The sequence below is a fragment of the Ruminiclostridium sufflavum DSM 19573 genome (genome assembly GCF_003208175.1).
In the GTDB taxonomy this organism is placed as follows: domain Bacteria; phylum Bacillota; class Clostridia; order Acetivibrionales; family DSM-1351; genus Ruminiclostridium; species Ruminiclostridium sufflavum.
In genome coordinates this window covers 138,038-164,166 of sequence record NZ_QKMR01000006.1, presented here as the reverse complement: position 1 = coordinate 164,166, position 26,129 = coordinate 138,038, and the positions used below count along the sequence as shown (strand labels likewise).

The 26,129-nt window shown below is 43.3% G+C and carries 23 protein-coding genes and 1 tRNA gene; 2 read left to right on the top strand and 22 right to left on the bottom strand.

What is annotated here, in order from left to right:
* Position 1: 1 nt before the first annotated feature.
* The 3 genes from pdaA to LY28_RS06925 form a co-directional block, all read right to left on the bottom strand.
* Positions 2 to 922 (bottom strand): delta-lactam-biosynthetic de-N-acetylase, encoded by a 921-nt coding sequence (gene pdaA / locus LY28_RS06935; protein WP_110461445.1) that lies wholly within the window; start codon positions 920 to 922, stop codon positions 2 to 4.
* A 186-nt stretch (positions 923 to 1,108) separates the two neighbouring features.
* Positions 1,109 to 1,810 (bottom strand): DUF881 domain-containing protein, encoded by a 702-nt coding sequence (locus tag LY28_RS06930; RefSeq protein WP_110461444.1) that lies wholly within the window; start codon positions 1,808 to 1,810, stop codon positions 1,109 to 1,111.
* Positions 1,785 to 2,531: a DUF881 domain-containing protein gene (locus tag LY28_RS06925; RefSeq protein ID WP_242981174.1), complete on the bottom strand. Its 747-nt coding sequence runs from the start codon at positions 2,529 to 2,531 to the stop codon at positions 1,785 to 1,787. The genes LY28_RS06930 and LY28_RS06925 overlap by 26 nt, the downstream gene beginning before the upstream one ends.
* Before the next feature lie 173 nt (positions 2,532 to 2,704).
* On the opposite strand from LY28_RS06925, the gene LY28_RS06920 reads away from it, so the two are divergent.
* Positions 2,705 to 2,780 (top strand) — tRNA-Trp (locus tag LY28_RS06920).
* A 107-nt stretch (positions 2,781 to 2,887) separates the two neighbouring features.
* Positions 2,888 to 3,808 (top strand): acyl-CoA thioester hydrolase/BAAT C-terminal domain-containing protein, encoded by a 921-nt coding sequence (locus LY28_RS06915; protein WP_110461443.1) that lies wholly within the window; start codon positions 2,888 to 2,890, stop codon positions 3,806 to 3,808.
* 137 nt (positions 3,809 to 3,945) lie between these two features.
* On the opposite strand, the gene LY28_RS06910 is transcribed toward LY28_RS06915, so the two are convergent.
* The 19 genes from LY28_RS06910 to LY28_RS06825 all read right to left on the bottom strand — a co-directional run bounded on the left by LY28_RS06910 (position 3,946) and on the right by LY28_RS06825 (position 26,086).
* On the bottom strand, positions 3,946 to 4,818 hold the full coding sequence (locus LY28_RS06910) for a MetQ/NlpA family ABC transporter substrate-binding protein (RefSeq protein WP_110461442.1): 873 nt from the start codon (positions 4,816 to 4,818) through the stop codon (positions 3,946 to 3,948).
* A gap of 34 nt (positions 4,819 to 4,852) precedes the next feature.
* Complete coding sequence (locus LY28_RS06905) at positions 4,853 to 5,563, bottom strand: methionine ABC transporter permease (protein ID WP_110461441.1); 711 nt, start codon at positions 5,561 to 5,563, stop codon at positions 4,853 to 4,855.
* On the bottom strand, positions 5,560 to 6,372 hold the full coding sequence (locus tag LY28_RS06900) for a methionine ABC transporter ATP-binding protein (RefSeq protein WP_110461440.1): 813 nt from the start codon (positions 6,370 to 6,372) through the stop codon (positions 5,560 to 5,562). Before LY28_RS06900 ends, LY28_RS06905 begins: the two co-directional genes overlap by 4 nt.
* A 234-nt stretch (positions 6,373 to 6,606) precedes the next feature.
* Positions 6,607 to 7,413, bottom strand: coding sequence for an ABC transporter ATP-binding protein (locus tag LY28_RS06895; protein ID WP_110461439.1), 807 nt, complete (start codon positions 7,411 to 7,413; stop codon positions 6,607 to 6,609).
* The gene (locus tag LY28_RS06890; protein ID WP_110461438.1) at positions 7,410 to 8,507 is read right to left on the bottom strand and encodes an ABC transporter permease; all 1,098 of its coding nucleotides are present in this window, start codon (positions 8,505 to 8,507) and stop codon (positions 7,410 to 7,412) included. Before LY28_RS06890 ends, LY28_RS06895 begins: the two co-directional genes overlap by 4 nt.
* Positions 8,508 to 8,534: 27 nt before the next feature.
* Positions 8,535 to 9,584, bottom strand: a complete 1,050-nt coding sequence (locus tag LY28_RS06885) for an ABC transporter substrate-binding protein (protein WP_110461437.1) — start codon at positions 9,582 to 9,584, stop codon at positions 8,535 to 8,537.
* 57 nt (positions 9,585 to 9,641) lie between these two features.
* Complete coding sequence (locus LY28_RS06880; RefSeq protein ID WP_110461436.1) at positions 9,642 to 10,958, bottom strand: O-acetylhomoserine aminocarboxypropyltransferase/cysteine synthase family protein; 1,317 nt, start codon at positions 10,956 to 10,958, stop codon at positions 9,642 to 9,644.
* Between the two features lie 243 nt (positions 10,959 to 11,201).
* Entirely contained in the window at positions 11,202 to 11,531 is a 330-nt protein-coding gene (locus tag LY28_RS06875; RefSeq protein ID WP_110461435.1) for a NifB/NifX family molybdenum-iron cluster-binding protein, read from the bottom strand.
* Positions 11,532 to 11,542: 11 nt separating this feature from the next.
* The gene (locus LY28_RS06870; RefSeq protein ID WP_110461434.1) at positions 11,543 to 12,880 is read right to left on the bottom strand and encodes a nitrogenase component 1; all 1,338 of its coding nucleotides are present in this window, start codon (positions 12,878 to 12,880) and stop codon (positions 11,543 to 11,545) included.
* Complete coding sequence (locus LY28_RS06865; protein WP_110461433.1) at positions 12,877 to 14,373, bottom strand: nitrogenase component 1; 1,497 nt, start codon at positions 14,371 to 14,373, stop codon at positions 12,877 to 12,879. The genes LY28_RS06870 and LY28_RS06865 overlap by 4 nt, the downstream gene beginning before the upstream one ends.
* Before the next feature lie 444 nt (positions 14,374 to 14,817).
* Positions 14,818 to 15,996 (bottom strand): trans-sulfuration enzyme family protein, encoded by a 1,179-nt coding sequence (locus tag LY28_RS06860; protein ID WP_110461432.1) that lies wholly within the window; start codon positions 15,994 to 15,996, stop codon positions 14,818 to 14,820.
* 24 nt (positions 15,997 to 16,020) lie between these two features.
* Positions 16,021 to 16,704 (bottom strand): ABC transporter ATP-binding protein, encoded by a 684-nt coding sequence (locus LY28_RS06855; protein WP_110461431.1) that lies wholly within the window; start codon positions 16,702 to 16,704, stop codon positions 16,021 to 16,023.
* A gap of 1 nt (position 16,705) precedes the next feature.
* Positions 16,706 to 17,926 carry an ABC transporter permease gene (locus LY28_RS06850; RefSeq protein WP_110461430.1) on the bottom strand — a complete coding sequence of 407 codons (1,221 nt, stop codon included), beginning with the start codon at positions 17,924 to 17,926 and terminating at the stop codon, positions 16,706 to 16,708.
* On the bottom strand, positions 17,916 to 18,335 hold the full coding sequence (locus LY28_RS06845) for a DUF4418 family protein (protein WP_110461429.1): 420 nt from the start codon (positions 18,333 to 18,335) through the stop codon (positions 17,916 to 17,918). Before LY28_RS06845 ends, LY28_RS06850 begins: the two co-directional genes overlap by 11 nt.
* Before the next feature lie 295 nt (positions 18,336 to 18,630).
* Positions 18,631 to 21,096, bottom strand: coding sequence for a tetratricopeptide repeat protein (locus LY28_RS06840; RefSeq protein ID WP_110461428.1), 2,466 nt, complete (start codon positions 21,094 to 21,096; stop codon positions 18,631 to 18,633).
* 624 nt (positions 21,097 to 21,720) lie between these two features.
* On the bottom strand, positions 21,721 to 21,888 hold the full coding sequence (locus LY28_RS19085; RefSeq protein ID WP_165835517.1) for a hypothetical protein: 168 nt from the start codon (positions 21,886 to 21,888) through the stop codon (positions 21,721 to 21,723).
* Positions 21,889 to 21,890: 2 nt separating this feature from the next.
* On the bottom strand, positions 21,891 to 23,111 hold the full coding sequence (locus tag LY28_RS06835) for a Ger(x)C family spore germination protein (protein WP_110461427.1): 1,221 nt from the start codon (positions 23,109 to 23,111) through the stop codon (positions 21,891 to 21,893).
* A complete protein-coding gene (locus tag LY28_RS06830; RefSeq protein ID WP_110461426.1) occupies positions 23,108 to 24,205 on the bottom strand; it encodes a GerAB/ArcD/ProY family transporter in 1,098 nt (365 codons plus the stop codon). Before LY28_RS06830 ends, LY28_RS06835 begins: the two co-directional genes overlap by 4 nt.
* A gap of 159 nt (positions 24,206 to 24,364) precedes the next feature.
* The gene (locus tag LY28_RS06825; protein ID WP_110461425.1) at positions 24,365 to 26,086 is read right to left on the bottom strand and encodes a spore germination protein; all 1,722 of its coding nucleotides are present in this window, start codon (positions 26,084 to 26,086) and stop codon (positions 24,365 to 24,367) included.
* Positions 26,087 to 26,129 lie beyond the last annotated feature (43 nt).

The following is a 26,129-nucleotide window of genomic DNA, read 5'->3' as shown; positions in this document are numbered from 1 at the left end:
ATCAGTTTTCCAAATCCTTTACATCTCCAAATTCATACCCGTTTGCGGCCGCTCCCTTTATTATCATATCCAGCGCATCGGCATTATCCTTTGATACAGCATGAAGAAGCATAATTTCACCGTTATGCAGATTTTTCATAACCATTTTGTAAGCATATTCAGGGCCTCTTATTTTATCCCTATGCCAATCATCATATGCAAAACTCCAAAAAAGATTACAATACCCAAGCTTGCTGGTGATGCTAAGGCTTCTCTCACTGTATTCCCCTTTAGGAGGCCTGAGAAATTTCATCCTGGCACCGAATTTTTCTGTAAAAGCTCTTTCCAGCCCCAAAACCTCCTCCTCAATTTCAGAGTCGCTTTTCTCCGGCAAGCTGGGATGATGGATAGTATGATTACCTACAACATGGCCTTCCTCTACCATTCTTTTTACCAAATCCGAATGTTCATTTAAATAAGGTCCGGTAATAAAAAATGCAGCCTTGACATTATTATCTTTTAAGGTATCAAGAATTTTTGCCGTATAACCATTTTCATAGCCCTCATCAAAGGTTAAATATATTATTTTCTTTGCAGTATCGCCCACATACCTTCCTCCATACCTTTCCAAAACCTTATCTGCGCCCGGATCAGCCTTGGGAGTCTGATTTTCCGGCTGTCTCAATATTCCCCAGCACCGCTTTTGCTCATATGGATAGACACTTTGAATTGATATGTCATTATCAGAGCCAACTTCTTCTATCAGATTTCCGGTAAGCTCGGTAGAATAATCAATATTTCTGCTGCTGACACTGTAAACGCCGCCTAAATCGGAGAGGCTTGAATTTGATACGGAATTACTTCTTCGTACAATAATACAATTTACAACGGAAGATAAAAATATAAGTACAACAGATAAAATAGCGGCTTTCTTTATTTTCAATCTAATCCCTCCAGTAGCTCAAGCACAATGATAATTGAAAACACTCACTCCTGCCCATTAAAAGAAAATGTTTCTCATTTATATTTATATATAATTTATTCACTTTTGAGAACAAGAAAAAAGCCTTATATAGTGTAAACAACACATATAGGCCTGTTATCTGGAATCTGTCTTATTTTCAATTTGTCATTTACTCTCAATGGTGGTCAGCTTACCTGTTTTTATAAGCTCCTCACTTATTTTCGGAATAACAACTTCATCGGATTTTTGTACACTAACATCAATAAAAAGCTTGATCTTTTCCAAAGGTCCGCCAATCATGTTTAATGCGTTTACAGCATTGTCAGGGTCAACTATTGCCTTTATCTGGTACGGAGGAATAACATGACGCCCATTTACCATAATATAGCTGCCTGCCGCTCTGACTTCGGTGGTATCTATAACCCTTTGTTCATTTATTGCCAGAGCCTGCGCATCAGATGCTCTCAATTCATTAAGTATTGATAATATGTCATCATCAGCTACATTTAATGAATCCTCCTTTGCAAAAGTGATTATTACTCCCTTACCCTTTACATCCGTCAGCCCGGCAACAATCTTAAGTCTGTTTATCTCATCGGATAACAGCTTCATATTTTTATCGGAATTACCGCTTGCATTTTCAAATTTGCCTATTTGGACCTGAAGTTCATTGAGCTTTGCCTTCAAGTTTTCGTTATTTTTTTGCTCGTTTAGTATTTTAACAACCAGGTCGTCTTTTTTTTGATTTTCCAGATTCATGACACTTGTATTATTCCTGATGCTTTGGAATTGCCACGATAACGCAAGTCCCAGTATCAAACAGAGAATTGTTATAGATATACTACTGCTGATTTTTTTTGTTTTCATCGTTTATTACCTCCAGCCTGGAAATCAGCCCATTAATATCATTTGCAAACTTCGGAATTATAATATTATTCTCTTTTGTAAATGTAACACGTTTTTTGAATGTCAGCATATCATTAATTAAATAGCTGTCCTTCAATGCTTCATAAAGCACCTCGGAATCACCTATCGCTTTTATTTCATAAGGAACTGCATACCTGTTGTTATTTATTTTTACGGTAGGCCCGGCACAAATCTGCTCGCTTGTTGCAATTATTCTTTCATTGTTGATGGCTATGGCAATGGCACCTGCCATTTTTAATTGATTCACGACGCTGTATATATCCTTGTCATGTATAATATAATCCATAGCTGTTTCCGATTCGGGCATTTCTGCATCATTCAGCGTAATTAAAACTCCTTCTCCCGTAACATCGGTCAGACCGGATATAAGCTTCAAATAATCAAGCTCATTTTTAGTTGAAATATTTATATCGTTATCAGGTGCAGCCAAAAAAGCGGATATATCAGTCTCCATCTCATCGATCTGAGCCTTATATCCCTCTCCTGTTTTAATTTTCTCATCAAGCTGAATTTTCAGCTTATCCGTATCCAGTATCTCAGCAGCCTGCCGCTGCATAGTAACCGTACTTCTGACCTGAACAGTAATCGAAGCCCCCAAAAGCATAAAAGCCAATAAAAAAACGATATATCCTTCTTTAAATTTTATCTCCTTAAATTTCATCTCGTCCCTCATAATTAAACATAAAGATACTATATTATTGTACTTTTAATAATTGTTTTTATCAAGTAATATCTAGTATTTCTCAGCTAATATTTCTCATAGTATTTTTTTGACATTTTTTAAAATTGCCATTGACAAAAACATAAGGTGTATTGTATACTAATACTCGTCTTAGGGGTGTAGCGCAATTGGTAGAGTACCGGTCTCCAAAACCGTTGGCTGTGGGTTCGAGTCCCCCCACCCCTGCCAGAAAAGACATAGCTTTCCGCCAAGGATTGTTATGTCTTTTTTTAGTAATATTATATATCAGAGCTTGTTCATCACGCAGATAATCTGGATTTTAAAGAGGCGATAACATGAAAAAACTTTTTTTTAATATAGAGAAAGACAGCTTTTACGGAGCATATTATCCTAATGCTGCCAAAAGCGACAAAGCTATTATCCTGATGCTTGGCGATGCCGTTGATGACAGAATGGCTGTTTCAGGTGTGAAGTGGTTTCAGAAGCTGGGATGTAACGTATTGGCCATGTCTCCTTCTAAAAAAGACTATGGTCATCATAATTATCCTTTAGAAAGATTCGAGGCAGCCATCAAATATCTTAAAACACAGGAGAACAATAAAATTGGAATTGCAGGAGCCTCCACTACCGGTATGCTGGCTTTGGTTGCCGCGTCATATTACCATGATATTACATTAACAATTGCCCTGACGCCAAGCGATTTTATTATGGAAGGCTTTTACCAGGACAGGCTTGATGGCGCCCATGAAAGACCGGGTGTAAATGAATCAAGCGTTTCATATGAAGGAAAGCCTTTGCCCTATCTTCCGTATGCATACCGCCATCCGGCATATTGGCAAATGATTAAAAAGGAATCAAAGGAGAGCGGAAATTTTATCGCAAGCAGAGAAATGTTTTGTGAATCAGAAAGGCTGCATCCTGTTAGCGAGGAAGAAAAAATAAAGGTTGAGAATATTAAAGGCAGTATTATTTTTATAGGAGCTGAAGACGACGCATTATGGGATACCTGCAGGTATATCAAAAGAATGGAAAACAGGCTTGAAAGCCATGCCCATGACAGTCAGTACCAATCGCTGCTTTATAAATACGGAACACATTTTGTTTTTCCGCAGACTATGCTTGAGTCTGTCATACCATTGGTTTCCGGCTTGTTAATTCGCTTTGCATTTAAATCCGGCAGGCAGAATCCGAGCAAATGCAAAAGAACAAGAATGGATATTGATGCAAAATTATCGAAGGCGATAGAAAAATGGTAATTTTTCAAATTGCAATCTAAGGCAAGCCCAAAAAAGCCCGGTGTCATTGGGCTTTTTTGGGTAAACGTATCTCCTGTATAAATTTATTCCGTTCATATACCTCTGCATATAGTAAGAATAATATCATAGCAGCACAGTTATTTCAGCTTTGCCGGAATAACCTTCCCATTATACTTCTCAGAAATATATTTACGGGTATCTTCCGACCGGAGAGCCTTCACCAGCTTATCTACTGCTGCCCGCTTACCGGCGGACAAATCACTGCGAACAGCTATGATGTTGGCATAAGGCGAATCCTCGCCTTCTTTAAACAGAACGGCAGAAGTAATCCCCGCTTCAAGTGCCTTATTTACGTTAGTGATGAATACGTCAAAATCCTCCTTGGTGGGGATAATAGTCGCACTGTCCAGCTCCACCAGCTTAACCGGCCTGAGGTATTCCTTGACATTTGATACTGATGCCTTCAGGTTGGTCGCAGCCGTTTCGTCAAGTTTTATAAAACCGGCTATTTCCAGAATCCGCAAAGCGCGGTATTCGTTGGTTGCATCATTAGGAATGGCTATTTTGGCATTATCCGGAACCTCCTCCGTTGTTTTATACTTGTCAGAATAGGCACTGATGGGTTCAACATGAATATCAGCAACATTAATCAGATGCCCTCCGTTGGTCTCATTCCACTGCTTTAAATAGGGGTAATGCTGAAAGAAATTGAAATCGACTTCCTTTGCTTCTGTACGCTCATTGGTGGTAGCATCCGCCGCAGTGGATACCAGCGTAACGATAACTCCCTCGGCAGCCAGTTTGTCTTTGACATATTCTATAAGCTCACTGTGGGGAACAAGGTCAGCGATACCCTTGATTTCTATGCTCTGAACAGTGCCGGAAGTTACTGAAGGGGTACCTTCTGAGGATGTGCTGCCTGATAAGGTGCCGCCGCCATTTGGCGAGCAGGCAGCAAGGCTGGTTAAGGTCAGGGCGGTTAATATAATCATGTTAATAATCTTTTTCATAATATGCAGCTCCTTTTAATTAAATTTAAGCTTGCTAAATAAGATGCCTCTTTTTAAGAATGAGCTTGGATGCAAAGTCACCCGCAAACTGGACAATTTGTACTATTATTATAAGAACATATACACAGGCAAAGAGAACCTCGTGCTGAAAACGCTGAAACCCGAACCGTACGGCAATATCTCCTATTCCGCCTGCACCGAAATTACCAGCCAAGGCACTCATAGAAATAATTGCTATTACCGCTACTGTAAAGCCGCGTATAAGCGAAGGCAGGGTTTCCGGCAGCAGCACCCGCAAAACGATTTGCAGATTGCTGCTGCCCATAGATTTAGCCGCCTCAATTTTTCCTTTGGAGATTTCCAGCAGGCTGCTTTGTACAATGCGGGCATACATAGGAATACAGGAGGCGGCAAGTGCGATAATACAGGAATTTATACCGTAGGATTGGCCTAATACCATCCTTGCCACAGGAATCATTAAAATAATCATAATCATCTGAGGCAATGAACGCAGGCAGTTGACGAGCCAGCCCATGCTTGTGTTGAAGGTGCGTACAGGCCGCAGACCGTCCTTGGCGGTAAGAGTCATTATTATACCCAGAAGCAGGCCGAACACCAGAGTAATCAGAGCTGCAATAAAGGTCATATACAGGGTATCGAGGGCGGCAGGCCATATTTCCTTCCACACCCCCGGAGAAAAGGAAGCTTTAAAGACTTCCCAGAATGAAGTATTTAAAAGGCTCATATACCGCCTCCTTGCACATAGCTCTCCTGAAGCTCGGAATAAACCTTTAGAAACATTTTTCCGGTCGCACTGTTTGGATTTGCGAAGATATCTCCGGTTCTTCCGGCTTCGCTGATGACGCCATCCTCCAGCACCGCCATGTTTCTGGTGGTATATTTGATAACGTCCAGCTCGTGGGTAATCAGCAGAATTGTCAGTCCCATCGTTTTGTTTATGTCCTTGAGCAGCTCCAAAATACTGAGGGTTGTTTGCGGATCAAGAGCACTGGTAGCCTCATCCGAGAGAAGAATATCGGGATTATTGGCTAGAGCTCTTGCGATTCCTATCCTCTGCTTCTGACCGCCGGACAATCCCGCCGGGTAGGCAGACAGCTTTTCCTGCAAACCGACCACTTCAGCTATTTCTCTGACGCGCCTGTCGCGTTTCTCTTTTTTTACTCCTCTAATGGCAAGAGGATAGGCAATATTCTGATAAACCGTTTTAGCCTCAAAGAGGTTGAAGGTCTGAAAAATCATGCCGATTTGCTGCCGTTCTCTTCGGAGCTGGCTTTTTGAAAGGCTCAATATATCAACACCGTCTATGATAACCCTGCCGGTATCCGGTGTCTCAAGGCGGTTTATGCACCTTGCCAGCGTGGATTTACCGGCTCCGGACAGCCCGATGATACCGAAGACATCACCCTTGCAAATAGATAGAGAGATTCCCTTCAGCACCTCCAGCCTCTCACCCTTGACCGTAAATGATTTTGTCAGGTTCTGAATATCAATATATGGTTTCTCCGCTTCCGCGGAATTATCAAGCTCACTCATGGTTCTCTTCCTCCTTGCGGCATTGTTGCAGCATTTCTCCAGCATCATGCAGTCAATATAACCTCGCCTTTCCGTTAAAAGCATAAATCTTATCTCCTTTGCTGCAATATCTTTTATGTACATACAGAATCCAGCCGGCAGTCAAGCATATATAAAGCCTCATACAAGTGTGCAAAATGCTCGTTTATTACCGCTTCTCCTGACAGTGTCCGGCACGGTACTCCGGGCATGGCTTCAAATCATATATTCAGGCTGAGGACTTGTGCTGGCCAAATGCAGCTTTTCAAGGATATCGCGCCGCAGGGCGAGAAAATCTGATTTTCCGCGATCTCTTGGATGCTTCAATTTGACCTCGATGATCTCTTTTATTTTGCCGGGACGAGCTGTCATAATCACAATGCGGTCGGAAAGATAAATTGCTTCATCCACATCGTGTGTTACCAGAATCATAGTTATATTCTTCTTCCTCCAAAGCTCCAGCAATTTATACTGAATATCGGCACGCGTGAAGGAATCCAAGGCTCCCATTGGCTCATCCAGCAGCAGAATGGTTGGATTATTGATGAGTGCACGGGCAATAGCAACGCGCTGTGCCATACCGCCGGAAATCTGGTGAGGATAGGATTTTTCAAATCCGTTTAATCCTATGAGCTTAATATACTCCGCCACTTGGCCCTTGTTTTCTTTATAGATACCGCGTGCCTTCAATCCCACCGCAATGTTCTGCTCAACTGTAAGCCAGGGAAACAGGCTGCCCTGCTGAAAGACATAGCCGCGCTGCGGTGCCGGCTGCGTGATTTTTTCTCCATCTAGCATCAGTTCTCCCGATTCAGGTGTGTCAAGCCCTGCAATCAGCCGCAAAAGAGTAGTTTTACCGCAGCCTGAGGAACCTATGACAGACAGGAATTCGCCCCGTTTTACAGAAAGGCTCACCTCCTGCAACGCTTCAACGGAATTATCCGCATCATCTATATAGGTGCGATTGACCGAATCAATCCGCAATATCACATTATTTACAACAGATAGCCGCTGTTCACTCATGCTTTCACCAATCCTTTCTGCCAACGCAGCAAGCGGCCTTGAATCAGGCCAATAGCATACATAATCAGGCTGAACAGCACAGCCATAACCAAGATAGCCGCAAATACCTTATAATAGGCACTCCAAACTTTTGAGGCGTTTATATAATACCCCAAGCCGCCGGGCTGCCCCATCATTTCGGCCATTACCAGCGTTGTAAAGGTAAATGCGTTTGCAGTGGATATGCCGGTAAAAATATTTGGCAGGGCATGAGGAATCGCCACACGAAAAACCAGATAGGGTGTTTTCGCTCCGAGTGTTCTCGCCACTTCAAAATGCACCTTCGGTGTGCCCGCAATACCCGATGCAGTCAAAGAGGCCACAGGAAACCACGCACAGATGATAATTAGAAAAGTGGCTGCAGCAAACGGAGTGGGAAACAGGGTTAATGCAAACGGCATCCATGCCACAGCGGGAATTACTCCTGTTATTTTGAGCACCGGATACACCCAGTAATATATGCTATGAAACCAGCCGATAAGGATGCCTGTGCCCACTCCAAGGGCAACACCCAGTATAAATCCCACCAAAAACAGCCGCAGGGAATAAAGGGTGTTTTGCCATATGTAGCCGCTTTCCATCAAAAAGGATTCTATAATCCGCGCAGGACCGGGAAAGAACGGCTGCGGCAAAAGCAGGAGCTTGGTTCCAAAAACATCCCATAATGCCAGAACCAGACCAATTACAAACCGAAACGGCATCCGTTTCTGAAATTTCTTGCGGCGTTCAGGGTCAAGCCATGAAAACGACGCAATACCCAGATAAAGCAAAATTAATGCAATCAGCACAATTCGGTATGCTCCGTTAATGTCAAGCTCCATCCCGCCAAGCAAGGGATAATGTGAAATCTTGACAGAGGCAAATTGCGGAAACAAAAGGTTTACAAGAATGGCTGCAGTGAATCCAGCCACAGTTAGAACGGAAAGCAGTATAAATTTTTTATTCCCGATAGATTGCCCGGCCGTCTGCCTTCTCTCACTTTTGTTCGTGGAAATAGGCAGACGCAGTGCAACCGCAATGGAGCGCCAAAATGATGTTGCAGATGATGTGTTCATATATTTTTCTCCTTTGGAGGTCTGCTATTATTTGCCAAGCTTTAAGTCCACCTTATAATAAGCATCCTTTGCGAATTGCGCCGGATCAGTCTTGAGGTATCCGATATTGTAAAGCTCTGTGGCAAAGTATTCCACATCCTTGCCTACATCCTGCCTGTTGGCGGCTCGGTCTTCCGCAGACGGATAGACATAGCTCTTCAGAAGCTCTTCTGCCAGCGCTTTGTCCTCAATGGCGGAGTACTTCTTATCAGAGATTATATCTACCGCCTCCTTCGGATTTTTCGCTATCCAATCCTGCGCCTTTTGATAGGCATACAGCAGTGCGGCAACCTTTTCGGGATTATCCCTGATTACCTTGTCTGAGGCATAGAGGAAGCAGCAATACTTGCCTGCAAAGGTCGGGTCGGTGGAAAGATCAAACAGCACTTCATAGTCCTTGGCGTTATCACCTGTGGTGTAGATGGAGCCGAGCGGATCCCACAAAGCAGCGACATCCACATCTCCTTTTTTAAGGGCTTCTATTTCAAGATTTCCATCGGAAAACACAAGAAACTCCACCTCTTTATCCTCGGGTTTTGCGGAAATACCGGCTTTTTCCACCCACACGCTGGCTACCTGATGCGGTGTGCCTCCAATTTCATCTACGGCAATTTTCTTGCCCTTCAGGTCAGCCGCCGTTCTAATGGAAGAGCCTTTTTTGACGATAAACTTTATGCAGCCGTTGTGCAGACCGTCTACAACCTTCACGTTCACGCCTTCTTCAATGGAAGGAAAGAACTGAAAGTCACCGTTTACAATCGGAATAGTTCCGTTGTTGAGCCCGATTTTGCGGGTCTCCGCGTCGGCAGAAATGAGGTTTACATCAAAGCCCTCTTCGGCAAAGAACCCCTTGTCATATGCTATATAGATAGGTGCTCCGCAAAGTGCGCCGTCTTTGCCGGGAATATCAATCCTGCCGTATTTGAATTTACTGTCTGCATTTGTGGTTTCGGTATTAGAAGCACACGCTGCAAGCGACAGGCTTAGAAGCAGCGAAAGCAGGCCCGCAAAAATCCGGGTGTGTCTTTTGATTTTCATGATAAACAATCCCCCTTTAATTTGTATATGGCTAATATGTTTATTGAGCAAAAATATTTACTTGGTTGCTTTTTGAAAAGCCTGCTCTAAATCTGCAATTAAATCTGCCGGATCTTCCAAGCCTGCCGAAATACGGATCAGGTTTTCGGGAATATCGGCGGCGGCCTTTTCATCGGCTTCCAGTTCACCGTGTGTGGTTTGAGGAGAATTGACTATGAGGGATCTTGCATCGCCGATATTGACGTGGTAGTGGAAAAGTCTAATCGCATTAAGGAAAATTTCCCGCTGCTCCTGTGTTCCTTTAAATCCGAAGGAAAGAATCCCGCCCGCACCGTTTTTGAAATCCCGTTGATAGAGCGTATGATGCGGGCTGTCTTCAAGCGCCGGATACCGAACCCATTCCACCGATTCGTGGGCGTTTAAATATTCCGCTAGAGTTACGGCATTTTGGCTTTGCTTTGTCAAACGTTCAGACAGCGTTTCCAGCCCTATAATAGCAAGATAAGCATCAAAGGGGCCGATAGCCGCACCGAAATAATTGAGGTAATTAAAACGAATCCGTGTTGTGAAAGGAAAGTCCGGGAAAACCTCCGGAAAACTTCTGTGGTTGCCGTTCGATTCTCTCAGGGTATAGTATTTTTCCGAAAACTGCGGAAATTTTTCACTTTCCCAGTTAAAGCTGCCGCTTTCCAGAACCAATCCCCCGATAATGTTACCGTGGCCGTTCAGTCCTTTTGTCGCGGAGTAGATGACAATATCCGCTCCATGGGCAATGGGATTAAAGAGATAGGGCGTGGCAATTGTATTGTCCACTACCAGAGGAATACCCTGTTCATGAGCGGCCTTAGCTATTGCATCCACATCCAGCAGTACTGTATTGGGGTTTGAAATACTCTCAATAAAAACAGCCTTGGTGTCTGGAGTGATTTCCTCCGCCAGCTTTTCGGGGTTCAAGATATTTTTAGCGTAATCAAACTGAATCCCCAGCTTTGGATACACCTTTTTAAAGCTGTCGGCACTGCCTCCATAAAGATAAGGTGAGGCGAGTATCCTTCCCCCGCCTTCGGCAAGATTTAACAGCGTATAGCTGATGGCAGCCATACCGCTTGCCAGTGCGACGGCGCCTGCCGCGCCATCCAATGCCGCTACCCGCTGCTCCAGCACCGCTACAGTGGGATTGCCTACGCGAGTGTAAAGATTTCCGGCCTCCTGAAAGCTGAATAGATTTCTTGCATGCTCCACATCCTTAAAATCATAGGCTGTGCTTTGATAAATAGGTGGTGATACCGCATTGTTATGCTCTGTAGGCTCATATCCTGCCCGTACCCTTTGCGTATCGAAATGGTACGCCGGCAATTGAGTTCCGTTTGTCATGTTTTGACCCCTTTCCGTTGTGGTATTTACATTTACTTGGTGTCAGCATATAACTGCAGTCACACATGTCACAGTCACTACTCATATAACACCACCCCCTTATATTCATGATTATATCAACCGTAAGAAAAGGTGCTTTCAAATCTCAGCGGGTGTATATACAACTCCTTGAAGCAGCCGGCAGAGATTTCCGCCACAGTAATACCGGGGCTGGGACTGCCCCTTTTGCACCTGCCAACGCCTCTATTCTCCTAAAATATCCTCTGCAATCAGCCGGGCAGCAATCTCCTCCACCTCTCCCGTTGCCTCAAAAACCCGCACGCCACGGGAAATCATAAAGGCCGCTGCACTTCTTCCGATTTTTAGGGTAAACACCGCATTGCAATCGGAAAGAGCCGCAAGCAGTTGGTCAAATCCGCCCTCACAGCTATTTTGGCCTTTGGCGGTAATTTTTCGGGTTTCAAAAAACCTGGATTCGCCGCCGTCAATGTCGTATACCTGAAAATAGCGGGCAGAGCCGAAATGCTGGTCAATCGCTTTCCCTGTGCTGGCAAATGCTACGCGATAATACATAGGGTTCCTCCTTAACGATAGGTTGCAAGCACATTGTGATAGATATCCTCAATCACACGCAGCCCTCCGGAAAAGCCTGCATAATTGGTGGAGAGCACCAGCCGGTAGGGTGAAGGCAGCGCAGCCGATAGAAAATCATAATTTTTTTCCTTTGCAAGTTCTTTGTCCCAACCGCTGCCGATGATCAGACCGCGCCCATTGTGTGAAAGCCTGCGTATTGCCTCCTGCGCAAGACCTGCATCCGGCTCAAAGGTGATGGGAATCTTCCTTTTATCCGAGGTAGAGGAAAGCTCCGCCTCAATTTGTGCCTGATATTTTTCCGGCGTATTATCGGTGACAAACTGCTCCTTTGGCACAATGCCCACCTCATGCAGCAGGAATTTGGAAAGGCCCACAACGTAGCCCGCATCATGCAGAATATGCACATGACTTGGCAGCCCGTAGCGAAATTCTAACAAAAAGGTGGCAAGATTATCGATTTCCTCGTAGTATGCTTCTCTTTCCCTCTTAATAAAGGCCTCCGCTTTTCCTCTGTCAACAGAGGCCCCCTGTTCCAAGGCAAAATCCAGTACCTGACGCAAAAACCTCTCAGTCTGGTTCGCCCCGATGGGGATGTGCGGAAACCATGTGTAGGGCTGACCATATTTCGCTTTCAGCTTATCAGCAATCGGTTTGCCATACCACGGAGACACAAGAATGTTAAAGCCGGAGCGAGGAATTTTCTGCCACTCTTTTACGCCGTCCGACTGCGGCCCGAACAGGACGTGTACCTTTAGTCCCAGCCCCTCAAGCAGCCGCTTGTATTCTCCGAAGTTCCCTTTCCAGAACGGATCCTGATAAGGCAGGGAAGCAAGCAGATTAACTGTGTTGGGTTCGCTTCTGCTTTCGTTGTCATCAGCATACAAATCCACATATTGGTCGATAATAGCGCCAACAACCAGACTGTGGGCTTCATAATTATTACATTTAAAGCCTGCCGCCTCCACCGAAACCACCGGCTTGCCCTTCTCCCGAAACTCCTCGGCCAGCGAATCCACATCATCTCCGACAATACCCGCCGTACATCCGGTGAGGATAACCTGCAAATCGGTGTCCAGCACCTTGTATGTATTGGCAACAATGTCCCGTAAACGGTCAATGCCGCCGAACACCACTTCCTTTTCCGAAAAATTAGTGCATGGAGAGGTGCTTCCTCCGGCATATCCGGTAGAGCGCTCAAAAAATCCTTGAATCATGTCCCCGCAGCCTGGGCCGGAATGCAGAATCGGCACAGCGCGGGGAATTGCAACAACACTTTGCAATGCTCCGATGGCACAGGTATAGCGCTCTTGTTCAATCACATTGTTCATAGGCTCCTCTCCTTTTTTGCCAGAAATGTATTGGGGGCTTGCTTCAGCCACCATTTGGTATATGGGTTGACAGCGTGGCTGGCAAGATTTTTTACAAATTCATCATTTTCCAAGGTTTCCAAAATCCGTTCCCCGTAGTGTATAAGTCCCTCATAACCCATGGAGTAATGCTCATCGCCAATCAGCAAGGAAGGGATACCAAGCTTTGCGCCCCATAGTGTCATGCCGCCATGCCGCGCCAAAAGCAAATCCGGTCGCAGACGGTTGAGAACATTCACCAGTTCAAACTCTTGCTTGTTGCAGACGTTGAAATTCGGCACATCTCCATAGTCCCGTACTCTTTGCGCCAGCTGGTCATTACCCGGCTCACCGTTGTCAAACAAGGGGTCGTGGTGAAAAATAGCCGCACCTGCAGCCTGAATCCCCAGTTCGCCCAGTACAGATAATAAAGCATGGCCGTGTGCGGCACCGCCGGTGACATAAGCAGTAAGCGGCCGCCCTGCGGCGATTTCTTTAAACCTTGCTTTGAGTGCCTCAATCTTGGGAATATATTCCGCTTTCTTTTCACCTATAACTCTCTCGGCAATTTCTTCTTTCCGGAGCAGCCTGCCCAGTGCCCTAAACCAGCGGTCGGTCTGCACTATTCCGTATGGCGGAGCGGTGGGCAGCTCCGGAACCCCGAATTCCTGTTCCAGAACTGCACCCAAATAGGAACCCAGCGTTGAGCAGGCCTGTACGGTAGCCGCCGCCTCGCTGGAGCTGGCGAGGCTTTCCACAGTGGAATAAGGCGTGATATAATTCGGCTTTGCCCCAAACGGAGCGAACCAGTCTGCAAATACATCACTGCCCCAGAAGTTTATAACATTAATCATATCCTCCCGGCGTTTGCGGGGGGGCTTAATCACCTTGCGCGCAATACCGTGATACCCGGCGTCAAAGCCTGTAGTCCACACGGTGGAACGGAATCCCTCGCAGAAAACAGCCGCAACGGGAACCCCCAGCTCCTCCTCCGCCTCGTCGCATACACTTTCCACATCGTCACCGATAATTCCCACCGCACAGGTGGTGAGCACGAAAATCACCTTGGGACGGGTGCGTTCATAGACCTCCCGTATTGCCTTGGCCAGCTTGACATTTCCGCCATACACCGTATCATTTTCAGTCAGGTTTGTGGAATAGATTCTGCGCTGGGTGGGTTTCTCAACACCGCGCAGCGGGGAATTAACCCGGTAGGTAAAGGCAAATTCGTGATAGCAGGAGGAACAGCCCACCGGTCCGTGGGAGATTACCGCACCGTCCTGTACCAGAATGGTCATACACGCCGCTTTGGAGGTCGCACAGCCCACGCACTGGGTAAAGGAACGGGTATTGTCTTTCAGTCCGCACCGGGAGCAGTTCACCAGTTCCTCTGCTCTGCCTTGAAAGCCGGTGATGGAATTGATTCTAATCTCCCGAATCTGAACTTCCGGGAGAGATAAATTAACCTTGGTCATGGATAATCCTCCTTAATACTTGGGATGAAGGGATAATAAAAAAGACACAGCCCGTAAATTTCAGGCTGTGCCTTATCACAGACGAAAAAATCACGGGAAGTTTATGGAGGTACCCATAAAGGAACAGCAGAAAGTGCGCATCATGCACATGGCAGATACGCTATACATCTTCATATTGTTGTTTACGCTTGAATACGTCTTCATGGTTACCTCCGGATAAAACATACAAAACATATGATATTTATATGCATTATGATATCATATGTTTACTACGTTGTCAAATTTTTCTGTTTAAAGATATCCCTGCTAAAAATACAAAAGTCAATTACTATCGGCTAAATAAACGCTATAATCGTCCGATAGTTTGGGTTTGAGGCTGAAAAGACGATATATCGCCGCGAAGGCTTGAACCGTAATTGGCTTTTGTCAATTGCCATCCTAAAATCAAAGAAATGCCTGCCGTAAATCGGAAATAAGGTCTTCTGCATCCTCCAGCCCCACGCTTAAGCGGAAGAATCCAGCATGGAACTCCGGCGGATATAGGTATTGCCGCTCATCGTTTTCTCCGAGAAAGACAATCAGGCTCTCATCATGTCCCAGCGATACGGCGGAGGTGATTACTTTCAGCCGGCTTACAAAGCGGTTATGCCCATCGTGATCAGTATTAAGACCAAAGGCCAGCATCCCGCTGAATCCGCCGTGCATCTGTGTCTTGGCGGTTTCGTTTCCCGAATGGGTATGAAGACCGGGATAAGCCACAAATCTGACTGACGGCTGGGACTGCAAAAACTCCGCCACCTTCAGAGCACTTTCGTTGTGCTGGCGCATCCTCAGAGGCAGCGTAACCGCTCCCCGCATAATTAACCAAGCATTAAAAGGGCTGATGGCTGCGCCAAGATTCACCATCGCCTCTGCGCGGATTTTGTCAATAAGCGGCTTCGGTCCCAGAACAGCACCGCCCATGGCATCACCATGACCGTTGATGTATTTTGTAAGGCTTTCCACCGTTAAATCCGCATGAAGTTCAAACGGACGCTGGTTATAGGGTGATGCAAAGGTATTATCGACGGAAAGTAAGGCTCCTGCATTATGAGCTATTTCGGCAATTGCGCGGATATCACTGACTTTCAGTGTAGGGTTCGCTGGAGTTTCAATATGAATCAGCTTGGTATTAGGGCGCACCGCCGCTTTTACGGCATCCAAATCCGATGAATCAACCAGCGTTGATTCTATATTGTATTTTTCCGGCAAAATCTCGTGCAGCAGGCGGTAAGCGGCAATATAGGTACTATCCGAAACCACCGCATGCTCTCCCGATTTCAGAAATGCAAAGAACACGCCGGAAAGTGCCGCAACACCCGACGCCAGCACGACACAATCCTCCGCATTATGCAAAAGGCGCAGCTTTTCCTGCAAGTAGTTCTGATTCGCCCCGCCGTTTCTCGTATAGATATTTCCTTCGGCACTGCTCCAGTTTATGTCCGAAGGATCGTAAGGCAGTTCATAGCTGTTGGCCATAGTGATGGGACGGCGGATTGCACCGGTTTCAGCATCCGTTTCATTTCCGCCGTGAACCGAACGGGTGGCAAATCCGAAGGTTTTATCAAGGTTTTTTATGCTCATAGAAGTTCTCCTTTATAAAAAATATTAAATCATTTGAATTTTTGCTTGTTGGGTCAGAACCCCTGAAACCATTGTAAAATTGCGGGTTGTATATTCCAAAGCAGCCAAATCATGTGTAACAATTAAAACTGCCTTCCCGTCTTTGGAAATAGATTGCAACAGTGCCAGAACCTCGGCAGTGGTTTGCTTGTCAAGATCACTGGTGGGTTCATCTGCAATCAAAATATCCGGGTCGTTGATAAGGGCACGGGCAATGGCAACACGCTTTAGCTCTCCTCCCGAAAGGTGCTTGGGGTAATTTCCCTTCAAATCAGCAATTCCGACCTGTTCAAGGAGCGTTAGCGCCCTGGAGGCGGAATCGCCCTTGCGTCCTGACAGATGAAAAGGCAGGCGCACATTATCCAGAACCGTCAAATCAGCCAGTGTGCTTTGCCCCTGCGGAATATACCCAAGGCTATTGCTGCGATAATCCGACATGGCACTGTCCGAATAGGTGAGTATGCTTTCTCCGTCCACCAGAACGTTGCCTGAAGTTGGAACAGTCAATCCGGCAATGATGTTTAAGAGAGTGCTTTTCCCGCTGCCGGACTTACCTATGACGGCAATAAAATCACCCGATTCCATAATCAGACTTACTCCGTCTACCGCTTTGAAAATTCTGTCTCCCCGCTTATATTCCTTGGTTACGCCCGCTACGGCAATTGTCATTTCATTCACCCTCCCTCAAGGTAATATAAGTTTCAGCCCGACTGATTTTCACAGCTGCATATATTGCGGAAAGCGGGCCGGAGGCGGAAGAAAGTACCAGTGTACTTATCATATAAACAAAAATTCCTCCAATATCCGGCAACAAAAACGGAAGTCCAAGCTGTTCTCCTATATATGCAGAAAACGGAAAAATAACAACTGCTGCAAGTGAAACCCCTGCAAGGCTTCCCACGATGCTGACAAGCATTGCCTCTGTTAAAACAGCCCTTACCAATTTCACACGGGTTGTGCCCATAATCCGCAGTACGGAGAATTCCTTTTTACGGCTGCTGATGATTGCTGAAAACAATATGGCAAGAATCAGAAGGGCCAATATCCAGAGGGCAGCAGAATAAATCCCGATAAAGGCTTTTATAATACCAAGATTTTCTGAAAAGCCGGAAAAAATACTCTTGCTTTTCACCATGCTGATTCCATCCACCTCCCGGCGGATATTCGTGACAACCTGATCTGTGTCATATCCCCTTTCTGTTTTGATAAGCACGGAGGAAATTGAATTTTCCAAATCAGCCTCCTGAACCGACGCATTTGTGCCGAGTCCCTGTTTCTTTGCGCTTTCCGCCAAGGCCTTGACTGCACGGATATTTACAAATACCGAATTGTCCATTCCTGTTGAGGTTTTTTCAAGCCTTGCAGCAACTGAAAACTCATGATTATAAAAAGTCAGCTTATTATCTTTCCCCGCTGCAATATCAGCACCTACAATTGCCTGCCGGTCTTTGAGCTCTTCTCTATAAACCTCGGATATCCACGGCTTGGTCACAAAATCCGTTTCCGGATCAATGCCGATAATCTGAACAGGAACCGAGCAGCAATCTGCCGAAAGGGTGGAAAGATAAAATTGCGAGGTGAGCTGCTCCACTCCGTCCACCTTTGATATCTGCTGTTCCAGTGCTCTGTCGAAATAAAACCTGACGGGTTCTCCCGACAGAATAATGCCCTGATAGCTGTTCTCATAGCCCAGCGGAACCACGGCAATATCCGCCCCCAACCTCTCCTTGAGACTGTTTAATCCATTTTGCAGACTTGCAGACAAAACCGCACCGGAAAACAAAGCAAAGGCCAATACCAATACCACTGCAATCAAAGCACCGGTGCGAAATGCCTTGCCTCTCAGATTGTACAATGACAGTCTTGTTATGGATAATGGTTTATCGGACATATGTACCGGACCTCCTTTTTTCGTTTAAAAGCAGGGAAATTATATTGACTGCCGATGTCACAATCACGAGGGCGCTCAATATTACCAGCGCAGGCAGGGTAAGTTTATTGCAATCCATATGTACTGAGCCGCACATCCCTATAAGTACAGTCGGCAAGAGTAAAGCTAAAACTCCACTTAAAAAAAGGGTGAAGCTCAGTCCGAGCCGTATCTGTGCGTTTTGTATAAGCAGCAGAAGAGCACCCGTCAAGGCAATGAGCATTCCAGCACCTATTTCCGCCATTGCTGACCAATGGCAGCTCATAGGCATATTCCCGACAGGACAAACAGAAAAAATAGTCCGGGGGCCCACCCCAATCAGCAACCCCAGTACGACAAACAAAATTCCTGAAGATAAGCGATTTTTCATTGTTACAAAACCTCCAACCTTTAAAATATAAAAAGCACAACCCGTAAAGTTTGGGCTGTGCTTTTTCACAGGCTAAAATATCACGGGCAAAATACAGGAGTCCTCATACAGAAGCGGCATGAAACACGCATCATGCACATGGCAGATACGTTACACATCATTCTGTTATCCTTCGCGGCAAAATACTTGTTCACGGCAACTCCTCCTTAAAGCATACTAAACATATAGTATTAATATGATTTGTATCATATTATATTTTTTCTGCATTGTCAAATCTTTTTATAACAAGCTTTGTCTAAAAGCTTTTTATCTTTTTCTGAACCTGTTCCAAAAAGCTTGAAAACATAAGAGACTGCGGAATTTCCTTCACCAATTCCACTAAGAGTTTCTCAGACTGCAAAAAATAATTGTAAGCTCTTTTTTTGCTGTTTTTATACTCCTTGTAAAACATTCCGATTTTATAATATGCAATTGCAAGACCGTTTTTAAAGTTAACATTAGCAGGGTATTCCTCATGAAGCTCCTTTTTCAGCTGGATATACCTTTCATAGTACTCCAGGGCTTTATCCAAATCAGCCATATTCTTATATGTTGAGCCGAGCTTTGAATAGGATATTGCCAAACCGTTTTTAAAGCCCGGAAAATCAGGGCACTCCTCATACAGCTCTTTTTTTAGCCGGGAGTATTCCTCAAAGCACTGCAGGGCTTTGCTTAAGTCCCCCTTGTTTTTATACATAATACCCATTTTTGAATAGCATACTGCCAAACCGTTTTTAAAACCTGCATTTCCGGGATTATCTTCATACAGCTCCTTTGTAAGCTTTGTATCTTTATTAAAATACTTTAACGCCTTGTCAAAAATATTCATATTTTTGTAGGTCAGCCCTAATTTTGAATAAGAAATTGCCAAGGAATTTTTTATTCGGATGTTTGTCGGATATGCCTCGTATAATTCTTCAAACAGCTTCGTCTCCTCTTTAAAGCATTCCAGAGCTTTTGGCAAATTCCCTGTGTCTCTGTACGCCGCGCCAAGCTTGGAATAAGAAACCGCCAGACCGTTTTTGAAGCCGACATTATTAGGGTATTCCTCATACAGCTCTTTTTTAAGCTTTGTATACTGCTCAAAATACTTCAATACCTTGCAAAAATTATATGTATTTTGGTAAGTAGCCCCCAATTGCGAGTATGACATGGCTAACCCGTTTTTTAATGCTACGCTGTTCGGATATTCCTCATACAATTCCTTTGTCAATTTAGTATCTTCCTTGAAGCACATAAGGGTTTTGTTCAAATCACCGATATTTTTATATGCAGTTCCCAGCTGTGAATATGAAATGGCCAAACCGAATTTGAAACCTGTATTTGCAGGATATTCCTCATATAGTTCTTTTTTAAGCTTTGTACATTCTTCGTAGTATTCCAGTGCCTTGCTTAAATTTCCTACGGTGGCATGATATCTGCCTATGCGTTCGCAAAGCACGGATATATTTTTCTCCGCATTACGAAAAAATTGCAAAATGCATTCGGCATATTCTACTATAACAGCTGCCTTATCATAGGTAACCTTCGTTAAATGCCCCGTTCCCGGCTCATATTCAAGCCTGCCGATAAGGGATTCAATTAGTATGCTGCAGTCATCCAATAATTCCATTCCGCTTTTTTTACGTTTTATTACTTCCTTAATCAGAGGGTTGCATATATATGTCTCGGTTTCTTCATTAAATTCAATCCACCCTCTCTGTGCCAGTGTTTCAAGATGTCTTTCCAGATCCCTCACCTGACAGAGCAAATCCATCACATCCTTATGTGAAATGCTCATAGAAGGCAAGACTGCAAAAACTGAAAGTACAGCCGATTCCGATTTTTTCAAGTCGTCTATTTCATATAATGCATCCAGGATATTTTCAGGCTTTTCCTCATTGATACCGCCGTATACCTGATATTCGGTGCCATAAACATGACTGTCCTTGCATATAAAGAGCCCCTTTTTCTGGAAGTCCTCCAGCAGACTGCCAAGGGTATAGGCATCATTTAATTCGTTGTATACATAAAGATGCTTTGCAAGCATTGCTATAATCAGGGTGTTTCCGCCTACTGCCCTGTATACCTCTTTAAACAGGCAGTTCTCGGTTTCCTTATGCATGGGGTAATACTCCCTGAAAAGTGCAAAGGCCTGATCTTCATTCAGCTCCCTGACATGATATACCTTGTCGAAGTCTATTCCGGAAATACGTGATATAATAATTATATGAAAATTTGTGCATTTCTTGAGTTTGTCGTAATTATTTTTAATATCTTCAAGATCATTTACGTCATCTATTATCAGAAGGCATGGCTTTTCTATCGAAGACATAAGCTGCAATATACATTTCAGCCTCTTCTGTTCTGTCATTTTCTCATCATATTCTATTCCTAAAGACTTTGACAGGCTCAATATAGCCGTACTGATATTTTTCCGGCAGTGAACCCATGCAGCATGCTTATACTCATTACTGTGCAAATGAAAATAACCGGAAGCTGCAGATGTTTTACCAATGCCCTCCCCGCCATTAAGAAAAAGAATCCTGCTGTTTCCTCTAAAAAGCAGCCCCTTTATGTCATCTATCTCATTTTTCCTGCCGAAAAAAACATTTGGCAAAAATGGAAAAGGGCTAAGGGTATGAGGAATAATTTTAGACTGAATATAAAAATAATCCTCTTCGCAATTTTTATTCCTGCCGCTCCGGTTATCCCGGCTTCTTCCCTTATACGTTTCATTCATTATTTTGTCACTCCCTTGTAGTTAAATCATTTTAAAAAAGTCAATTGCCATCGGCTAAATAAACGATTATATCGTTAACGATATAACCGTCCCGATATTCTATCGTAGCTGTGGCTTAAACCATAATTGACTTTTGGCCTTTATATCTTTTATTATCCGGAGAACATTACCTCCCCGCAGTTAAGTTTTAACAGTAATTTATTTAATTGTTCCCATCAGCATTGTTTCATAATTTAACATTTTTGTTTTTTGTATTACACCATATAACTCTTCGTTGGAAATTATAACATATTTTTCCATTAAATCAAAGCAAATTATATCCGGTTCTAACATTTAATCAATTGTTTTTACAATTTGTTGTATTCAATTAGAAAGGGTATGTGTTCTGTAATATTATTTGCAAATGGTATTCTTAAAGATTTTAGTTTATCTTAATACAAGCAAGGAAGAAAAACAATAAGATTAATAACCAGATTTATGAACCTTTAAGCTTAATTTTTTGAATAAATCCAATAAATAGAAAAATCAATTACTACCGGCTGAAAGCCTACTCCATTTAAACCTCGTCCCGATATTTTATTGTGGAAAAGACTTTCACCCGTAGTAACCGACTCTTTGAAATCACTACAAAAAAATCAGGATGTATGACGGTAATGCCAGTGCTATCAAGGCTACCAGTGTTATCATTATTCCGCCTAATTTATTCTTGTTTCTCCATGTCCAAATGCCAAAGCTGATTGAATACACAGTTATCCAAGCCACTGCTGTCAAAATGATTATATTTACTATCATAGCTAGCTCTGTCTCCTTATATCAACCTTGATTTTCAAATTATATTCTGATTTCGGAAATATTTCCTGCCAATTTGCCTTTTCCCATTCGCCTATTGTTTTAAAACTACGCTTAGCCTGCTGGCTGAATCCGAAAATATCAGACTTTAACTCCTTTGTGGTTTTATTTAGCAAAGCCATTATACCCTTGTGCAGATACTGCTCGTAAGCAGCCTCCAGCTTTGCGGCTTTTTCCGGCTCATCATAATCATTGTCGCTTTGTACCGCCTTCACATCAACATTCAGCTTCAGAGTAATATCAATTTGAGGCTTTCCGTCTTTCACAATTGCCTTAGTTGAGGACGACCTTGATTTGGTTATATTCCCCAGAACCTTAAATCTGTTATCAAGAGGATCGATTATTTCCATATTCCTATTTTCTGTACTTGTAAGCAAAGAAAACAGCATAGCTTCATCCCTGTTCAGCGTTCCCACCATCTTGTCCATTTGAAAAACAGCCAAGCCCTTTATCGCCATAGCTTCTTCTTTTTCCTTACTTTTATCTTTCTCTTCTCCGCCAGCCTTCTTGCTGTCTTCTTCCGATTTCTTATCTTCCTTTTCAGAAGCCTCGCTTGTGTCACCTATTGATTTATCAATAGAGGTATAAATCGCAACAGGCTGAGTAACATGGTTTTTTGCTCTGTACAGGTAATCTTCCAATTGCGTGTCCTTTACCAGAAAATCTGTTTCATAAGATTTAAAAAGTAAAGCATAATGCTTTGCAGGACTGGAGGAAAGCTTCGGCTGTATGGATTCTATATACTTTTGTGCGCCTTCGGAAGCAACTATTATATTAACATTCGGTCTTAGCTCTATGTTCTGCTGAAGTCCGTTCAAAAAAGCCATTATTCCTTCCTTTGCTATCTCTTCGGATACAACAATTATTTTTGTATGAGAAAGATTTATTCTTCTGTCTAAATATTCGCTGGCTTTTTTTAATCCCGACAAAAAATTATCCGTCCTGAAGGTTCTTATGTCTATGCTTTCCCCCTCTCCGCCGGCAATTGACTTTGGAACGGCAGTCTGAAAGGTTAAGGTAAAGTTTTTTTCATCTGCCTTGTCAATTCCGATTGCAATAACATACGCCAAATCCTCTATTTCATTGATATCGTAACAACCTGAAAGTAGAGCCGCTGAAAGTGCAATACTCATAAAAAGGCTGGTTAATCTAAGTTTTATGCTCATTTGTGCCTCCTCGTGCCTTCAGTACCAACCTTTTTTGCAGCACCTATAATAATTATTATTAAAGGCAGTACCATTCCCAAAAGCCAAATTATATTAGTTATGCTGTCGCCAAGGAAATCAAACTTTACCCTTTTTGAAATAATCGAAAGCGAGAATACTATTATAGCCATTGGAAGAATTAAGGGCTTTGATTGCTTCAAATCCAGCGTTTTGGCAAACACATATATTACAAAGTTAAATACTGCGCCCAGAAAAATTAAAGCGCATATTGAACTGATTAATACCGAAATTGATTCTATTCTTTGAATATAGTTTCCAAAATCCATATGCCTGGCTATCTGAAAAACCGGTATCTTTTTATCTGCAGCCATTTCATAAGGAAATACCAGTATAAAGCTAAGTGTTGACCAAATAAGCAGAATACCTGATAAAAGCACATAAGAAAAGCCAACCTTTTTCAGAAGCTGTTTTTTAAAGAAGGGCACCATCAGAAACAGTATTACAAACATTGCAAATACCGAAAGCCTTACGCCACTTCCCTTTAAAATTTCCAAGGCTCCTTCGCCCATTACCGGAAATAAATTATTCATCCGAAATTCAGGAATAACACCAACAGTTATCAGCAAAAAACCTATAATCACGGCAGGCACCAGAAAAGCACTTATTCTGGCAATAGCTTCCACTCCGAAATACGCTGCCGCTGTCATTCCCGCTAAGAACAAAACCTCAACATATTCCAGTGAGGATCTATCCAAGGATATAATTTTCAAGGTCTGGGAGAAAGCACCAAGATAGATGGAAGCGGTAAGTATAAGAAAAATTGTTATCAGCAGCCCTATTATAACCTTAAATATCCTGCCTCCTATACAATCTGAAATGTCCAGCAAATCCATGCTTCCAATATTATTGTACAATTTAACCGTAATTGCAAAATATCCTGCCGCAATCAGCGTTATAATAACAGGAATCATCCAGCCCGCACTTCCGCCAAGCTGTACCATATCTCTGGGAAATACAAGCATAATATTGGCAAACACCAAATTAACCAATAAAGTCGTTGCCTCCCACGAGCCGAAACCAATTTTATTCTTCATATTTTATCATTAACCTCCACGCCCAGCTTGGGCAGAAAATTTATAGTAAGGCAACGTGGCGGTACGCAATCTTATTTCTAAATCTCCACATTCCTTTCAAGCTAACCTCCACGCCGAGCTTCCGGCATATAAATTGTGGAGAACCTCTTTTTTGAAGCACTATTCGTCATCCTCTTTGTCCGAATCCTTCACAGTCCACCCTCTGCTCACCTTGGGCTGACTTTTTACATCTTTTACATTTAAATATTCCGGCCTTTCTTCCTGCTTCCACATTGGCTTCCTTGTCAGCTTGTCCGAATATTTTCCCTTTGTAACAGGTGCAAAAGGAGTGAGGAAGGGCACTCCAAAGGATTTTGATGATGCAAACAGCAATGAATTTATAACTAATCCCAAGGAAATGCCTAAAAAGCCTGCCGAGGCTCCGAGTATAATGTATAAAAATCTCATTATCCTTATTGAGAAGGACATTGAAAAGCTTGGCACCGTAAATGATCCCAGAGCTGTAATTGCTACAATTATAATCATAATAGGACTTACTACATTCGCAGTTACAGCCGCCTGCCCTAATATAAGCCCCCCCACTATTCCGATAGTAGAGCCTATCGCTCCCGGTACCCTTAGTCCTGCTTCTCTTATCAGCTCAAAGGAAAACTCCATTATCAGCATTTCAATGACAGACGGAAAAGGAACATTTTCTCTTGAAGCTTCAATTGCAAACAACAAATTAGTTGGAATCATTTCCTGATGGAAGTTTGTTATTGCAATATAGATACCCGGTAAAAGCAGTGCAATAGCAACCCCTGTAATTCTTATGGCACGTATAAAGTTCACATAGGGAAACCTTACATTCGTATCCTCCGTAGTGTGCAGAAATTCAGTCACAGTTGCCGGCATTACAAGCACCTGCGGGCTTCCGTCCAATATAACAGCTACATTTCCCTTTGAAAGCATCATTGCCACCTTGTCGGGACGTTCTGTGGCAAATATTTGAGGTGCGGCCATAAAGGTGCTGTCTTCGAGAAACTGCTCCAATTCCCCGGAGTCGAATATATAATCAACCTTTATGCTTTTAACCCTTTTCAACACCTCATGTACCAAGGAATCATTTGCAATATCCCTTATATACATCACAGCACACGGGGTATTGCTTCTTTCGCCGATTGATACACTCTGTATCATTAAGTCCTTATCCTTCAGTATTTTCCTTATCAGTGCTGTATTAGCCCTTATTTGCTCGTTAAATGCCTCCTGAGGACCGCGTATAACAGTTTCTGATTTAGGGGCTTCGATTCCCCTGTGCTCCCAGGTTTTTGTATCTGCCGCAAAGGCATATTCCAAGCCCTCAACAAATATTCCGCAGCCTCCGAAATTAACGTTGTTTATTATTTCACTGTAATTGTCAATTTTTTTTATTTGATTGTAAGGAATAAGCCGCTCAAACACGAATTGCCCCACATCTTTTGTATTGTCCTTGATTTCTATATTTGACAGAAGCATAAGCGGTTCCAGTACAAAATTACATATGGCAACACCGTTAGTCATTCCGTCTATAAAAACAATAAATGCCTTTAGCGTTTTTTCCTTAACAGTTATATTAAACTCTCTAAAAATCAAGTCACTGTTCTTAGGGATATCATAGGCTGTTTTAATAACCTTTTTATTGAGCTCCATATCCTTTGAAATCTTGTTTTTCAGGATATCCTCGCCCACCGTACATCCTATAAGGGCTCCCTCAGCTTCAGCCTTATCGAATAAATCCAGAGAAGCAGTATTTTTTACAGCTTCGCAGCTGATTTTTTTGCTTTCCTTGAGTATAAAGTTATTCTTTTTTTCCTTTTCTTTATAAATAAAATATCTTCCGACAGAATTTAAAAGTCCCAATTTAATACTCCTTTAAAGTACAAATTTTCTGAATTTTAACCAA